The following is a 17,113-nucleotide window of genomic DNA, read 5'->3' on the forward strand; positions in this document are numbered from 1 at the left end:
AGAATGACCTAAAAACAAAAGATTGTCTAAATTTTAGTTTTAGATAATTCATAATTTAATTAGCTTTATTTATAATATATTTTACCTCAAATCCCCGTTATAGTCGATATCTTTTTCAAACACATGCAAAAGATCCTCCAATAGAATACTCACCTCTCTTCTACTCAATATTGTATTCTTTATTATCTGCTTATTTATATTCTCATTAATAAGAATGGATTTAACTTTATCTACTGTTAGATGAACACCTATATCATTCAATAAATTGATACATGCATCAACTGTCAATGCTGCCCCTGAAGCATTCCAATTTGATTTCAATGCTGGATAATATAATCTTAAGCCCTGCATTAACTCATATTCACTAATTTCACGTTCTGGATAAAACCAAGTTTGGTTAGCCCATTTATAAGGAACACCTACCCCCTTCAAAATACCCGTTGCACCGATTTGCTGTAAAATTTTGAAATGAGGATCTGTATTTGGGACATCAATAAAAGGCATGATATAAGCCTTATTATCTAAAAGTGTATTTTGAACATCACGGATAGAAACATCTGAAGGCAGGACATTTTGTTGAACGGATAATGCAGCAAGCACACCTGCTGCCTGCCCAATACCTAATACCACTGGCTGTAGTCTAGTTGCGCCATTCACAATATTAGTCACGCCTATACTCTTTTCGGCGACGATTAAACCATCATAATCTTGCGGAACTAAGGATCCCATAGGTACATTATATGAAGGAACACGAATTTTAACAAAATCAATTTCTGGCGCATTACCATATTTATAATGGTGATGATCTATTGTATAGTCACCAACAGCTACCCCCGTTTTGTAGTATGCTTCTGGTGTATCATAAGGTGTCATTACATGCTGTAAAGCAAATAACGATTTGGCTTTTAACCTTCTTGATTCTCTATGATAAGGAATCATAGGAAAACCATCTTTTGTAGGATATTCGGTATAATCAATACCCAAATTTTTAAAGCCTAATTCATGTTGTATATAATATACAAAGCGTAAAGTCATCTGCTTAGCATCCTCCAAAAGTAGTGCGCGTTCTTCTGGAGTCTTCTCAATAATATTTAAATAAATATCATTACCCTTCTTAGGCCAGTTGATCATAAATTTATTGTTTGGCAGACGTCCATAAGTAAGCATCTTAAAACAATCATTATTATCTTTCAATAATGTTGCAGGGTCAGAAACATCACAGCAACCTGCAAACTCTGCCTTATCATAATTTTTCGGTTTTTTGATTGTTTTATCCGTCCCCTTACCAAAATCCTTAAGTGTCACTACATAGGTAAGGTCTTGAACAATATCATTTGATTTATCTAAAGCAAAAGGTTCTTTAGTCAATTCTTTACTATCCATACCAAGATAATAGGGTACTTTTAGATAAGCCATGACATCCCCCAATTCAGTCGCATCGATCAATACTTTAGATTCTATAGTCTTCACCTTAGCATCTTTCCCTTTAATCTTTACTTTCCATCCGCTATCCATTTTCTCTACAGCAATCCACTTCGTATTGAATAGCACTTTAATATTAGGTTCGGCAGCAACCATTTTTTGAAGAATGGAATTCCCCACAGAAGGTTCAAATAAAGTATTGCTTACCCAGCCAGTTTCCACGGCCTCAGGTCCACCATAATAAGCATACAACTGATCACGAAACTCCCCCCAAAGCCCTGAAGGCATTTTGTGATTACCATCAATAGCAGACACCCCTGCAGCAGTTAACATTCCCCCCAACCATGGTGTCTCTTCTACTACCAACGTACTAACGCCCAATCGCGCCGATTGAATTGCGGCCATGGTACCGCTAGCGCCACCTCCAATAATTATAACATCTGTTTTTTGATACTCTTGCGCACAAATGACGATAGGAAAGAACAATAGTACCTGAAGAAAGAATCGCATCATAGGTTTAATAAAAATAAGTAGTCCTTAGGTTATTTATAACAAATCGACCATAGATCAAATCGTTAACGGGATCTAAATTACAAATAAAAAATAAAAACAACCAATATATTATTAAAATTATTTAATAATATATTGGTTGTCTAAAATATAAATCTTTAAAATCTTACTCTTGCTCATCAGCTTTTCGTAAAGGCACTAATACTGTAACGATAAAAGCTGGAATAGTAGCAATCATCACCCAAATAAAAAATTCTTTATAACCAAGATAATCACTCAATATACCGCTCACCATTGAAGGAAGCATAAAACCCAAATTCATCAAACCGCTACCAAAAGCATAGTGTGCCATTTTATATTTCCCTGGTGCTATATTTTGCATCATAAACAATATCAATCCCACAAAACCAAAGCCATAACCAAAATATTCTATCACGACTGCAGTACCAATCACATACAAACTAGTAGGCAACATAACAGCTAAATATGCATATGCCAAAAAGGGGATATTGAAAAATGCACATAATATCAAAAGAGACTTGCGCGTTAGTCCAAATTTGGCGATAAAATTACCGGCAACAATAGAACCCAATACAAATGCTATTGCCCCAAATACGCCATATAAAATACCAATCTCCGAAGTTGTCAATTCTAATCCACCTTCACTACGTGAAGCCTTAAAAAACAAGGGTATAATTTTGATAGCTTGTCCTTCAGCAAATCGATAGAAAACGATAAACGCAAGACTAAACCAAATATACTTTTTTTGAAAAAAACTGATTATCACATCTTTAAGCGTTGAAACACCTTGCTGAAAGGTAGACGTCTTTACATCACTTTCCGTTGACGGAATAGCTTTCATATTATAGAAACCCAATAATAGCATAATAATTCCATATGCAAACATGACGATCATCCAAGCAATATGTATACCCATTGTCTTCTCCAATTCGCCCGCTAAGTATACTAAAGCTCCTCCCGAAAAAACCTTCGCCACATTATAAAATGCCCCTTGCCAACCCACATATTTAGCTTGTTGAGTCTCCGACAATTCGTTTAAATAAACACCATCTGCCGCCGTATCATGCGTAGCACCACTTAGTGCAATTATAGTAAAAACAGCTATCGAAATACTGAAAAAATGATCTAATTGTAAAGATATCCCTACCAGTCCAAACAACAATCCTGTGAATATTTGAGTGATATATACAAAAAATTTACGTGTCTTGTAGAGCTCTAAAAAAGGCCCCCAAAGTGGCTTTAATGTCCATGGTAACATGATCAAAGACGTCCAGAAAGCAATCTTTGCATCGGATACGCCCATATTTTTATACATTATAGAACTTGCTCCAGAAAGAGCTACAAAAGGCAATCCCATCGCAAACCATGTTGTAGGGATCCACCTCATTGGATGAACAGATTTTTTAGTAGTTTTATTCAAAATAGGATAGGTTTATAGTAAAGTTTCATCTCGGATAGTATTGTAAAACTGGTCTAAATTATTCAATAAAAACAATAACATCAAATTATTTATTAAAAAAAATTAATAAGTAATGTTATTGACTCCAATTTTTTACAAAACTAGAGCTTTCACAAAAAATCTCATTATATTTACATAAAACTAATTATTACAATACATGATACCAGACTTCCTTTCCGCTATTCATTCGACATCAGTAAGTGGTGTGGCGTATAAAAATATACGCTTAAAGAAAAAAATATTAGCGTATTTTGCGACCAATGGTAATAGCACAATTGCAGAATTGAGTAAGGAGTTCAATATTAGTATTCCAAAAATTAATGAATCTATCACCGAATTGATAGAGGAAAAATTAGTCAAAGATTACGGAAAATCTACAGCGGGTATAGGCCGCAAACCAAATGCATATGGCCTGGAAGCGAATTCAGCCTTTTTCATAGGCGTACAGGTAGGCAATGACAACCTAAGTATCACGATGATAAATATGAAAAAAGAAATTGTCGCTACAAAAGATGAGATCCCCTACCTGCTTGAGAACAATGAAAAATCATTACAAATCATTTGTATACAGATAAAAGAGTTTATTGCAAAGCAAAATATCAAAAAAGAAAAAATATTAGGTATTGGCATCAACTTATCTGGAAGAATAAATTATAGAACAGGTTATTCATACAGTTATTTTAATTTCTATGAAGATCCGCTATCCAAATATTTTGAACAAGAGCTTGGGATAAACACGGTTTTAGAAAACGACACAAAAGCATTGTCCTATGCAGAATTTAATAGCGGTATTATTAAAAATGAAAAAGATGTTTTATTCATAAATATAGATACTGGTATTGGTTTAGGTATACTCATAAACAACAATATTTACTATGGTAAATCAGGCTTCTCGGGTGAATTTGGGCATATTCCAATATTTGAAAATGAAATATTATGTAGATGTGGTAAAATAGGATGTTTAGAAACGGAAGCATCAGGCCATGCTTTACGAAGAATTGTAATAGATAGGCTAAAAAATGGTGGTACAAGTATACTTAATAGAAAATTTGAAAACTATGATAACATCAAGTTGAATGATATAATCGTAGCCGCGCAAAAAGATGACAACTTATCTATCGAATCGATAAACTATATCGGAGACAAATTGGGTCGTGGAATAGCGGCATTGATCAATATTTTCAATCCTGAATTGATTGTGGTAGGCGGTATTATTGCTAAAGCAGATGACTACCTATCACTCCCCCTATTAAACTCTATCAACAAATATTCCCTATCAATAGTTAATAAAGATACCAGAATCATATTTTCTAAAAATGGCTCATCTGCTGCATCCTATGGTGCCTGTCAATTGTTGCGTGATCGTTTTTTTGAAATAACTAGTTAACAACATTTATCTCAATATTACGCCTTGCAAATTGACACGCTTCGCAAATGGCTCGGCATAAGCATCCATCAAAACAGCAAATTCGTATCGTGATAGCGTACGACTTGGACTAAATGTACCCGATAATTTGAAACGTTTGGTCCACGCTTTTTCGATCTCTTCATCCAATTCATCCCCACGAAAAGCAACTACTTTGATCAATTCTATTAAGTCTTTGGTTTTAAAAAATTGAGTTTCATTATCTAGAAACCACAATTGAGCACGCGAATATAATTGCTGTATCACAGGTCTTACTGATGCAATAGAAACGGAATCAGTACCGTTAAACTGTAACGGGAAGACCGTATGATCCCAAGGTAAAATATTAACCAAAAATATCCTTTGCAGGGCGTTAAAGTTAGGATCTTCAACACTTATATCAGCAAATGGTATTAATCGACTATCAAAAGACATCAACTCCGTTTGCACTTTGCGTACATCAACTTTGTCAGCAGTAGTTTTGAAAAATGAAGTGTATGCTGCACAGGCGCCTACTGCCTGACCAACAGCCAATTGAAAGGGCAAAGAATTGATCCTCTTATCATCCATCATATCGGCTGTAAAAAAGATATTATCAACACCCTTCGCAAGAATAGCGCGCAAAGAAATACCACATATTTGCTGATTTGAAATTCCTGTCGCCACGATTGTTCGTAAAATATTATCTCGCATTAATACAATGGGACCATTGTACACGGTATCTACTTCATGTTGTACTGGCGAAGGCTGCTCCTTTAAAAATAATTTCAAATCCATAGTATAAGTAGCATCTACGACGGCCAATACTTTGGTTTTGGATTTATCATTCCATACGACATCAATATTCTTCCTATTATTTGTCAGTTTCGTTACTTTAAAATTCTTTCTAACAGTAAGATTCTCTTGATTAGCAATCATATTAAGAATAGCATCCTTAAGCATTTGAGGACGGAGTCCCTGCTGTATAAGGGTAAACAGAGAATCTTTTTTTTCCTTATTCGAACCTACTTCTTGCAATAAATTCATCCAAATCCCGCCAATAAGCTTATTCTCATTTGCGATATTACTAGTATTACCCAATAACTCACTACAGCAATCGCCAGATGGCATCACCCAGAGCGTAGGAACACCAGAGCGTGCACTTTGCAACGCTGCTGCAAAGGCTTGAATATTATCACCATAAACCAGCAATTGAGGTTTTACCTCTTTTGCAGATAGATTAAAAATGATGCTAAAATATAAAACTACTATCGAAATGGTCCTATTAATCAATTTCATATCCGAATATACATAAAATAGACACTTATAATTACAGTATATCCCACATAAAATGATGCTACATATTTACTTATATCGCAATATTGAGTAACTTTGCTCTATGATAGAGGAAGAAAAATCATTAAATTTTATTGAAGAGATCGTCGAAGAGGATCTTCGCGAAGGAACACATGACGGACGTGTATTGACACGCTTCCCTCCTGAGCCTAATGGCTATCTTCATATTGGCCATGCTAAATCCATATGTTTAAACTTTGGATTGGCACAGAAATATAATGGAAAAACAAATCTACGCTTTGACGATACAAACCCTGTAACAGAAGACACAGAGTACGTTGAAAGCATAAAAAAAGATATACAGTGGTTGGGGTTTCAGTGGGCTGATGAATTATATACTTCAGACTATTTTGAAACATTATATGATTATGCTGTCACCTTAATAAAGAATGACTTAGCATATGTAGACGATAGTACTGCAGAAGAAATTGCTGCTGCAAAAGGGACGCCTACAGAACCAGGCGTACCAACGCCTAATCGTAGCCGCTCAATAGAAGAGAACTTAACACTCTTCCAAGAGATGCGTGAGGGTAAATATAAAGATGGAGAAAAGGTATTGCGTGCAAAAATTGATTTAGCTAATCCAAATATGCACATGCGTGATCCATTATTGTACCGTATCAAACATGCACATCACCACCGCACAGGCGACAAATGGTGTATCTACCCGATGTATGATTTTGCACATGGGCAATCAGACTCTATCGAAAAAATAACACATTCTATATGTACGTTGGAGTTTATTCCTCACCGTGCATTATATGATTATTTGATTAAAAGCTTAAATATTTTTCCGTCAAAACAATATGAATTTGCTCGCCTCAACATGACATATACAGTCATGAGTAAGCGTAAGCTATTGCAATTGGTAAATGAAGGACATGTAGAAAGCTGGGATGATCCACGTATGCCTACTATTTCGGGCTTCCGTCGTAGAGGTTATACACCTGCAAGTATTCGTAATTTTTGTGATCGTATTGGTGTTCAAAAGCGCGAAAATATGATTGATATGAGTCTTTTAGAATTCTGTATTCGTGAAGACCTCAACAAAAAAGCATGGCGCAGAATGGCAGTGCTAGATCCGATAAAATTAGTGATCACCAACTACCCAGACGGACAAGTTGAAGAGCTGATTGGCGAAAATAATCCTGAGGTAGAAGGTGGTGAAGGCGCTCGTATTATTCCTTTCACCAAAGAGTTGTGGATAGAAAGAGATGATTTTATGGAAGATGCTCCAAAGAAATTCTTCCGCTTAGGCCCTGGTTTATCTGTTCGTTTGAAACATGGCTATATTGTAGAATGTCACGATTTCAAAAAAGATGAAAATGGAAATGTTAAAGAAGTACATTGTAACTACATTCCAAATTCAAAATCTGGTGAAGACACTTCAGGTTTAAAAGTTAAAGGAACAATCCACTGGGTATCTGTTGCTCATGCAAAAGAAGCTGAGGTAAGATTATATGATCGTTTATTCCAAGTAGAAAACCCTGTCGCGGAAGAAGATTTCAAAGCCACTATCAATCCTAATAGCTTAACAGTTATTAAGAAAGCATACATTGAGCCTGATTTAGCAACAGCAGAGGCAGGAAAAGGATACCAATTTATCCGTATTGGATATTACACGTTAGATACTAAATCTACTGCAGATAATCTAGTATTCAACAGAACGGTAACCTTAAAAGACTCTTGGGCCAAAGAAGTAAAAAAAGGATAACCTCCTTTTAACTCAACTTATAGTAAAGCTACTTTATAAAATCTTAGGATTTATAAAGTAGCTTTTTTTCTACAGCAAAAATTTTTCCCACCGACTTCACAATTAACCAAAGCGACAATTACCTACATTTAAAGAAATTACCACAATCTTTAAGTAAGCCTTATATTAATTGTTGATAGAAATCATTATGCTAATCAAGTATTCACCTCAGCATACAAAATAGCCCTATTTCTATAAATACTTAATAAAGAATACATTATAGATTAAGTAATTAATAGTCCAATTCTATAAAGATACATGATGAAGTATTAAGCATTTTTATACCAAAAAAATGGAGAAATTATTTCAAAAACAACGGACTATAAAAAGATTAACTATTAACAAATATATGGCTAAAGCCATGTATTTATAATCGCTACAACTAACACTTACTGCGCATGAAAAAATTTATCTTACTATTATTTATTAGCTTCTTTTTTTATTCATGCTCAAAAAATGAAGATAACAACCCGAGCCCCACCCCCTCAGAGAGCACGAGCAACCCATGGCGTAATAACCCATATAAAGTAAATGTAATCTACTTTGTTCCTAGAGACGTAAGCCCTATCCCACGATATGAAGAAAGAATAAGTAAAATACTACTCGAGGCACAGCAATACTTTGCAAATAATCTACAAAGAGAAGGATTAGGTAGACGATCGTTTGGGCTGGATCTTATTGATGACAATACCGTGAATATCATTAGAATAAATGGCCTCTTGGGTAAGAATGCATATCCCGAAGAGGATGGAGACATCATTATCGAACGTGAAATCGATAACTTCTTCAGCCGAAATAACACCATAGCTAGAAAGAGCAGTCAAGACTTGGTGTTTATTCCTAAGTACAATGATGACGACTTAGATCCACAAGGAGGCCCATATTTTGAAGTGAATGGAACGGCTTATGTAATGGATTTTTTGTACCTAGATACAGAATACATGGGACTACTCGACGGACTAACGGAGTATAATATTGGTAGCGTATACCATGAAATTGGCCATATGCTAGGAGCAAGCCACAATACAATGAGACCTTCTCTAACCCCAACACTAGGCACCGCACTGATGGGATTTGGTAATAGTACATATGGCTTAAGCACCACTTCTTTAACCGGCCCCGCTGTGATACAGATCAGCCATGCGCAAACAGTAAGTACGATGACACGAGCGAATTGGTACGAAGAACCGCTATTTCAATTAAATACCCTAAATGTAGCTGTGGAGAATAATAGTATAACCATACGAGGAAATTATACGTCAAATATTACAGTACCAGACGTTGTAGTATGGCATGACCCCGAGCCTTTTGGTTCTACAGAGAGTCAAAACTTTGATTATGACGCTATTAGCTGGAATACGAAAACTACAGCAGGTAATAATTTTGAATTTGTATGTGATTTAAATGAATTCGAGAAGAAATCTGGTCAATATGAGCTTAGATTAGGCTTTTTACATGAAAATGGGTATGTAACCGATAGATCATATGTTTATAACTTTGTGAATAATCAACCTGTAGTAAACCATATTCGACCCTAATAGGATTATTACATATAATATAACTTTAATTGAATAATATTTTATAAAAGGAGCATTGAACATAATGCACAGATCATGTTAATAATGATAGAAAGATTGGCTTGCCAACATAGGATAATAAATAATCATAGTAATTCTAGCATTTCAACAGCTATAAATATGATCGGTATTGAACATTATGTACACATCATGTTAATAAACATAGAAAGATTGGCTTGCCAACATAGGATTCGATAATAATAATCATAACAATCCACTTTTCAACAGCTAGAAATACGATCGGTATTGAACATTATGTACACATCATGTTAATAAGCATAGAAAGATTGGCTTGCCAACATGGGATTCGACAATAATAATCATAGAAATCCGCTTTTCAACAGCTATAAATATGATCGGTATTGAACATTATGTACATATCATGTTAATAATGATAGAAAGATTGGCTTGCCAACATGGGATTCGACAATAATAATCATAACAATCCACTTTTCAACAGCTAGAAATACGATCGGTATTGAACATTATGTACGCATCATGTTAATAAGCATAAAAATATTTGCTGGGCCAACATAGGATAAAATAATAATAATCATACAATCTCCATTTCAACAGCTATAAATACGATCGGTATTGAACATTATGTACAGATCATGTTAATAAGCATAGACAGATTGGCTGGGCCTACATAGATTCGAAAATAATAATCATAGCAATCCACTTTTCAACAGCTATAAATACGATCGGTATTGAACATTATGTACACATCATGTTAATAAACATAGAAAGATTGGCTTACCAACATAGGATAATAAATAATCATAGTAATTCTAGCATTTCAACAGCTAGAAATACGATCGGTATTGAACATTATGTACACATCATGCTTAATAAGCATAGACAGATTGGCTGGGCCAACATAGATTCGAAAATAATAATCATAACAATCTCCATTTCAACAGCTATAAATACGATCGGTATTGAACATTATGTACACATCATGTTAATAAGCATAGACAGATTGGCTGGGCCAACATAGATTCGAAAATAATAATCATAGCAATCCACTTTTCAACAGCTATAAATACGATCGGTACTGAACATTATGTACACATCATGTTAATAAACATAGAAAGATTGGCTTACCAACATAGGATAATAAATAATCATAGTAATTCTAGCATTTCAACAGCTATAAATATGATCGGTATTGAACATTATGTACAGATCATGTTAATAAGCATAGAAAGATTGGCTTGCCAACATGGGATTCGACAATAATAATCATAACAATCCACTTTTCAACAGCTAGAAATACGATCGGTATTGAACATTATGTACGCATCATGTTAATAAGCATAAAAATATTCGCTGGGCCAACATAGGATAAAATAATAATAATCATACAATCTCCATTTCAACAGCTATAAATACGATCGGTACTGAACATTATGTACACATCATGTTAATAAACATAGAAAGATTGGCTTACCAACATAGGATAATAAATAATCATAGTAATTCTAGCATTTCAACAGCTAGAAATACGATCTGTATTGAACATTATATACATATCATGTTAATAAATATAGAAATATTGGCTTGCCAACATAGGATAATAAATAATAATCATAGTAATTCTCCATTTCAACAGCTATAAATATGATCGGTATTGAACATTATGCACTCATCATGTTAATAAGCATAAAAATATTGGCTGGCCAACATGGGATTCGAAATAATAATCATTGCAATCCACTTTTCAACAGCTAGAAATACCATCGGTATTGAACATTATGTACACATCATGTTAATAAGCATAAAAATATTCGCTGAGCCAACATGAGATAAAATAATAATCCTAGCAATCCACTTTTCAACAGCTATAAATACGATCGGTATTGAACATTATGTACATATCATGTTAATAAGCATAAAAATATTGGACCGCTATCATAATATTAAAATCCAACAACACAAAGCTACTATCCTATATGACTACATTTTACCAACAGCTCTCCACAGCACTATCCACAAAATGTGGATAACTTTCACTTATATGTTTAAATAGATATCCGCAATCATAGCATAAATAAATATATAGAAAATAAAACGAGTAAAAATTAAAGATTCCAAATCACTTTATTTTACCAACAGCACTCCACACCGTTATCCACAATATGTGGATAACTTCAGATAACATGTTTAAATAGATGCTCAGAATCACAGATTAAAAAAATTGATTATAAAGAGTACGGAAATTAACATTTATAAATCGTATTATTTTACTAACTGCTCTCCACACCGTTATCCACAAAATGTGGATAACTTTAAATTATATGTTAAAACAGAAAACAATAAACATAGCATCAAAGAAAAAATAGATGATAACACGTGTACAAATAAAAGTGTATAGATAATTTAATTTTATCAACAGCTCTCCACATAGATATTTACAAATTGTTAATAACTTTCAGTATACTGTTAAAATCCGTTTTACTATTCATACTTATTGACATAACGAGCTTCCAAATTGTTGATACGTGTTATCAAATTCGTATTACCGTGCAGTGATGCTATATATTTATAACGATCTAAAGTATCTACCGCCAGCTGTAACTCATTAACATCAAAACCCGACAAGCCTTTACCTATAGATTCTAAATAAGCAAAACGCTGATCTAAATAATCAAGCCCTACTTCTGCTAATTTTAGCGCTTTATTATTATCCTTTACCCTTAGCAAAGTATCTACGATATAAGAATTAACCTGTACTTGCTGTGTATTGATTATTTTTCGGGGAATATTAGCCCATGCCAGTTGCGCTATATCGTTAGATTTTGTGAGATCACCTTTTTTATTCAAAGTATCTAAAGCGAGGGCAATTGTTTCCTCCCATAAGTAGCGATTAACAAATATTTTATAGTCCGTATCGTAATGGTTTAGATGAGCAATATTACCAAGCTTATATTTTTCCATAATATTCCTATATAACGAATCTTCATTGACCAAAGAAACGCGATCTTCTTGTTGCTGAACATCAATAGGCATCAATCGATAAACCATCCCTTCATTAACAAGATATTTATCCAAGCCGATAAAGTTTTCTGTAGAAAGCATATTGGCAAAATAAATTGGGCGTTCCCAATTATTATGTGCTAATATTGCCATCACACCTAGCTCAGCTTTAGTGACATATTCTTTATTATAAGTCCATTTCATTGCTGTAGTGATATGATCGTTCCAAGATGCAGGAACAACACGATTACGCACAACAGTATCCTTATCTATTTGAAGTTGTATTTTTTTAGTCGGCAAAATATTAACATATTTACCATTGGTCAACTGCACTTGATTGCTTTCATTATCCGAAAGCATTATCTTTAGTAAAGTAGCTAAATCTGTATAACCATCGATCCCCATCTCCTGCACATATAATACATCACGAACTCCTTTTTTCACTTTTTCAAAAGGTATTTCCATTGGAAGAGCTTTGGCCTTATTAATATCTTCCATCGCTTGTTTAATATACCAGTCGGATTGTAAGTAACTCAAATTCACAATACGCACATCCGTACGAATGCCCTCCACCTCTTGCAAATACCATAATGGAAAAGTATCATTATCAGCATAGGTAAATAAAATCGCATTGGGTTCGCAAGATTCTAAATAATTATAAGCCATATCTCGCGTCCATTGTCGATCCGAACGATCGTGATCATCCCAGTTTTGAACAAGCAATATTATGGGGCCACCTAACAAAGCCAATGAAAAAGCCATCTGCATAGCAATTTTTTGAGCGACCATTTTTTTCAAAAGTGCACCTAATCCCAAAACCCCTAATCCAATCCAAATAGCGAATATATAGAAGGAGCCCGCATACGCGTAATCACGCTCCCGAGGTTGCATAGGAGTTTGATTTAAATAAATAACAATTGCCAAGCCGGTAAAAAAGAATAATAATCCGGTAACTAACGCATCTTTCTTTTGATTTTTTAGTTGCCATATCAAACCAATACAGCCCAATATCAGTGGTAAGAAGAAATACGTATTTCGTGAAGGATCAGCCTTCATTGCATCAGATAAAGTACCTTGGCCTGCTAATCTACTATCTAGTATATTTATCCCCGACAACCAATTACCATTTATCTTCCCACCATGTCCTTGTACATCATTTTGCCTACCTACAAAATTCCACATCAAATAACGTAAATACATATGATTGACCTGGTAACTGAAGAAGAATTTGAGATTATCTATAAATGTAGGATTTGAAGATCCTAAACTAAGGTAATGGTTATATAAGGAACCATGTTTATGGCTATATATTCTCGGGAACAACATCTCCTTATCATAGGTATAAGTCGCCCCTACCTCGATCGGCCTATATTTATCCACATCCTTGTGAAATGATTCTTTTGTTTGTACGCCTACAATTTCCGACGTATAAATAGGACCTTTCAACAAAGGCTCCGAACTATATTGCTCTCTACTTAAATAGCCTAAAAAAGAAAATACATTATCAGGAGATGCATTATTCAAGGATATATTGGTCTGAGACCTGATAATAAGCATAGTATACGAACTAAACCCAAACAACACAAAACAAATAGCTAATACCACCAATTGCACTATTGGTTTATGCTTTTTGATCGAATAAACTATAGCATAAATGAGCATAGATGCTAAGCATAATACAAAAAAAACAATTCCAGTACCAAAACTTAAACCTAAGGAATTGACAAAAAACAAATCAAAATAAGCAGCCCCTTTAACCGTATATTGGATAATTCCCCACAGTATAAAAGCCAAGACAATAACCCCTAAGCCCAATGTTTTTAAAATACCTAAAAGAGTAGGTTTCTTAACCTTCTTAAAATAAATAACCAAGCCCAACGCAGGAATAGTTAATAAGTTGAGCAAATGCACACCAATAGATAGGCCCATCACAAAGGCCACTGCCAACAACCATCGGTTAGCATCTTGTTGATCCGCACGTGCTTCCCACTTCAATACCATCCAAAACACGATAGCGGTACACAAAGAAGACATCGCATAAACCTCACTCTCCACAGCAGAATACCAAAAAGTATCCGTAAAAGCATAGCTCAAAGAACCTACTACTCCTGCGCCAAGAATCAACCCTTGATTTAAAGCAGAGTTTTTAGCCTCTCCTTTTGGTTGAATTTTCTTCGCTAAAGCAGTAATCGTCCAAAAAAGAAAAACAATCGTCAAAGCACTATATAGTGCTGAACCTACATTCATCCAAAATGCAATACGACTTGTATCACCAAAAGCAAGATTAGAAAGTATATTTTGAAGCATTAAGAACAAGGGAGCACCAGGTTGATGGACAATCTCAAGCTTATAAGCGGAAGCAATAAACTCTCCCGTATCCCACCAACTATTAAAACGGTCCGCAGTAGATACATATATTAAAGCGGCAATAAGACCACAGGCCCATCCTAATAGATTATTCCATTTATTATAATTCATATATTTAAATTGGGTAGTACTATTTAAATCTAAATATAAAAACACTCATAACTAAGCAATTAACACTATTTAACAAAGAGAAAAATATAGCGTCAGCAACTAAAGGATAGACAAAAAAAATGCTAAAGATTAATTATAGATAGGATATTTAAACATAATATCTTACAAAGATAAAGTCTATATATATCGAATAAATAGGCCCATTACATATTTAAATCTGATTTTTGTCACTTTAATTATACCTGATTACCCCTAGATTTGAGCAATCAAAATATAATAATATTAATATGAAAAAGGGATTATTAGCATTGGTATCAGGATTATTTTTAAGTCTTGGTGTAGTACAAGCACAAGATGGTAGTGATTATTCAAAATGGCAGATTAGAGTTCGAGGAGTAGGTGTTGTACCTACGGAAAGTTCTGAAGTAGGCAAAATAGGTGGTAGTGTTGATGTTTCCGCTACATTTATCCCTGAAGTAGACTTCACGTATTTTTTTACCAAAAATATTGCTGCAGAATTAATATTGGGTACATCAAAGCATAAAATAAATACGCAGAATTCTGATTTATCATCTATTGGAGGCTCAAATAATACTTCCATCGATTTGGGACATGTTTGGTTGCTACCACCTACATTGACATTACAATATCACTTTCACCCTAGCCCTATTTGGAAACCATATGTAGGTATAGGTGCCAATTATACTATTTTTTATAATGAAGATGCAGGCCCTGTTGTAAAAGACATCAGCTATAAAAACAAATTTTCGTTAGCCGCACAATTAGGTGTAGATATAAATGTATCAAAGAATTTCTTCTTGAATCTTGATATTAAGCAATTGTTCTTAAAAACAGATGCAGATGTTGATGCTACAAATTTAGCTGCAGGCTTAAATATCCCTGCAAAAGTAACCCTCAACCCATTCCTATTAGGTTTTGGAGTAGGTATCAGACTATAACAGCACTTTGATTTAATATAAAAATAGGGAAGTAATATTACTTCCCTATTTTTATATTAGAATAATTGCTCTACAATTTTTTTCGTAGGCCCAGGATTACTCATGGTATAAAAATGTAAAACTGGCGCTCCAAAATCAATAAGCTCCTTACACATATTAACCATCCATTCCTGACTTACTTGATGTACATCTGCCGTATTTTTGCAGCTGCTGATGGCATCACTCAATTCTTCTGGTATATCCAAATGAAATATTTTTGGCAATGCTATCAATTGTTTTTTACTTGTTAAAGGTTTTAAGCCTGGAATAATAGGTACATGAATATCATGCTCACGGCATTTGGTCACAAAATCTTTGTACTTATTGATATCAAAAAACATCTGAGTAACAATAAATTCAGCTCCCATTTCTACTTTCTTTTTCAACCATTTGAAATCAGTATTGAAATTTGGCGCTTCAAAATGCTTCTCCGGATATCCCGCTACACCGATACAAAAATTAGTTTTAGAGCTACTTTCAATATCCTCGTGCAAATATTTACCCTGATTCATATCCGAAACTTGCTCCAAAAGATCTGTTGCATAAGCATGTCCGCCCGCTGTAGGAATAAAATCACCATCGCCCTTACGTGCATCACCACGAAGTACTAATACATTATCAATACCTAAAAAATCTAAGTCAATCAATGCATTCTCGGTCTCCTCTTTGGTAAAACCACCACAAATCAAATGCGGAACAGCGTCTACTTTGTATTTACTCATAATAGCGGCACAAATAGCCACCGTTCCCGGACGCTTGCGATAAGCAACGCGTTCTAATAAACCATTAGCATGTTGTTTGTATAAATAATCCTCACGGTGATAAGTAACATCAATAAAAGGAGGTTTGAATTCCATCAATTCATCCATTGTATTAAAGATACTCTGAATTCCTTGTCCTTTTGCCGGTGGTAGCAATTCAAAAGAGAATAACGTCTTACCCTTAGCATTTTTAATATGATCAATAATTTTCATGTTCTGTTCATTTAGGCTTAGAGAAAACGCACCACGGCATAAGTGTGTCTGAGCTTATCTTTCCCGTACAAAATTTGGGTAGAATGCAGCACCTTGACAAGTGTCAGGTTGCTAAGGCTTCAGCGGGTCTATTCCCTCTGCCTTTCTCTATAAGCATAGCTAATATCGTGATTAGATTTATAAAGTCAAAATGAAATTGAAC

At 34.5% G+C, this 17,113-nt stretch carries 10 protein-coding genes and 1 riboswitch; of the genes, 5 read left to right on the forward strand and 5 right to left on the reverse strand.

The window, feature by feature from the left end:
- Nucleotides 1-81 precede the first annotated feature (81 nt).
- Nucleotides 82-1,935, reverse strand: a complete 1,854-nt coding sequence (locus tag IP023_RS03490; protein ID WP_241788865.1) for an FAD-dependent oxidoreductase — start codon at nt 1,933-1,935, stop codon at nt 82-84.
- Between the two features lie 163 nt (nt 1,936-2,098).
- Nucleotides 2,099-3,373, reverse strand: a complete 1,275-nt coding sequence (locus tag IP023_RS03495; protein WP_241788866.1) for an MFS transporter — start codon at nt 3,371-3,373, stop codon at nt 2,099-2,101.
- Between the two features lie 196 nt (nt 3,374-3,569).
- Here IP023_RS03495 and IP023_RS03500 point away from each other — a divergent pair, with 196 nt between their 5' ends.
- Nucleotides 3,570-4,799, forward strand: a complete 1,230-nt coding sequence (locus IP023_RS03500; RefSeq protein WP_241788867.1) for an ROK family transcriptional regulator — start codon at nt 3,570-3,572, stop codon at nt 4,797-4,799.
- Nucleotides 4,800-4,805: 6 nt separating this feature from the next.
- Here IP023_RS03500 and IP023_RS03505 read toward each other — a convergent pair whose 3' ends face one another.
- Nucleotides 4,806-6,095 (reverse strand): FAD-dependent oxidoreductase, encoded by a 1,290-nt coding sequence (locus IP023_RS03505; RefSeq protein ID WP_241788868.1) that lies wholly within the window; start codon nt 6,093-6,095, stop codon nt 4,806-4,808.
- A 100-nt stretch (nt 6,096-6,195) separates the two neighbouring features.
- Here IP023_RS03505 and IP023_RS03510 point away from each other — a divergent pair, with 100 nt between their 5' ends.
- From IP023_RS03510 to IP023_RS03520, 3 genes are all read left to right on the forward strand, one after another.
- Nucleotides 6,196-7,866: a glutamine--tRNA ligase/YqeY domain fusion protein gene (locus tag IP023_RS03510; protein ID WP_241788869.1), complete on the forward strand. Its 1,671-nt coding sequence runs from the start codon at nt 6,196-6,198 to the stop codon at nt 7,864-7,866.
- A gap of 437 nt (nt 7,867-8,303) precedes the next feature.
- Nucleotides 8,304-9,443: a hypothetical protein gene (locus IP023_RS03515; RefSeq protein WP_241788870.1), complete on the forward strand. Its 1,140-nt coding sequence runs from the start codon at nt 8,304-8,306 to the stop codon at nt 9,441-9,443.
- Between the two features lie 769 nt (nt 9,444-10,212).
- Nucleotides 10,213-10,482, forward strand: coding sequence for a hypothetical protein (locus IP023_RS03520; protein WP_241788871.1), 270 nt, complete (start codon nt 10,213-10,215; stop codon nt 10,480-10,482).
- 1,460 nt (nt 10,483-11,942) lie between these two features.
- On the opposite strand, the gene IP023_RS03525 is transcribed toward IP023_RS03520, so the two are convergent.
- Nucleotides 11,943-14,939, reverse strand: a complete 2,997-nt coding sequence (locus tag IP023_RS03525) for a glycosyltransferase family 117 protein (RefSeq protein WP_241788872.1) — start codon at nt 14,937-14,939, stop codon at nt 11,943-11,945.
- A gap of 287 nt (nt 14,940-15,226) precedes the next feature.
- On the opposite strand from IP023_RS03525, the gene IP023_RS03530 reads away from it, so the two are divergent.
- Entirely contained in the window at nt 15,227-15,898 is a 672-nt protein-coding gene (locus IP023_RS03530) for an OmpW/AlkL family protein (protein ID WP_241788873.1), read from the forward strand.
- A 56-nt stretch (nt 15,899-15,954) separates the two neighbouring features.
- On the opposite strand, the gene IP023_RS03535 is transcribed toward IP023_RS03530, so the two are convergent.
- Entirely contained in the window at nt 15,955-16,911 is a 957-nt protein-coding gene (locus IP023_RS03535) for a methylenetetrahydrofolate reductase (RefSeq protein ID WP_241788874.1), read from the reverse strand.
- Between the two features lie 51 nt (nt 16,912-16,962).
- A riboswitch (SAM riboswitch) is annotated at nt 16,963-17,067 on the reverse strand.
- Between the last annotated feature and the right edge of the window lie 46 nt (nt 17,068-17,113).

Source organism: Sphingobacterium rhinopitheci, from assembly GCF_022627575.1.
GTDB classification, from domain to species: domain Bacteria; phylum Bacteroidota; class Bacteroidia; order Sphingobacteriales; family Sphingobacteriaceae; genus Sphingobacterium; species Sphingobacterium rhinopitheci.

What these genes read in the sequence shown, in the direction of transcription:
- IP023_RS03490 (WP_241788865.1), bottom strand. Translation starts at nt 1,935, where the DNA reads ATGATGCGATTCTTTCTTCAGGTACTATTGTTCTTTCCTATCGTCATT.
- IP023_RS03500 (WP_241788867.1), top strand. Translation starts at nt 3,570, where the DNA reads ATGATACCAGACTTCCTTTCCGCTATTCATTCGACATCAGTAAGTGGT.
- IP023_RS03505 (WP_241788868.1), bottom strand. Translation starts at nt 6,095, where the DNA reads ATGAAATTGATTAATAGGACCATTTCGATAGTAGTTTTATATTTTAGC.
- IP023_RS03510 (WP_241788869.1), top strand. Translation starts at nt 6,196, where the DNA reads ATGATAGAGGAAGAAAAATCATTAAATTTTATTGAAGAGATCGTCGAA.
- IP023_RS03515 (WP_241788870.1), top strand. Translation starts at nt 8,304, where the DNA reads ATGAAAAAATTTATCTTACTATTATTTATTAGCTTCTTTTTTTATTCA.
- IP023_RS03520 (WP_241788871.1), top strand. Translation starts at nt 10,213, where the DNA reads ATGTTAATAAACATAGAAAGATTGGCTTACCAACATAGGATAATAAAT.
- IP023_RS03525 (WP_241788872.1), bottom strand. Translation starts at nt 14,939, where the DNA reads ATGAATTATAATAAATGGAATAATCTATTAGGATGGGCCTGTGGTCTT.
- IP023_RS03530 (WP_241788873.1), top strand. Translation starts at nt 15,227, where the DNA reads ATGAAAAAGGGATTATTAGCATTGGTATCAGGATTATTTTTAAGTCTT.
- IP023_RS03535 (WP_241788874.1), bottom strand. Translation starts at nt 16,911, where the DNA reads ATGAAAATTATTGATCATATTAAAAATGCTAAGGGTAAGACGTTATTC.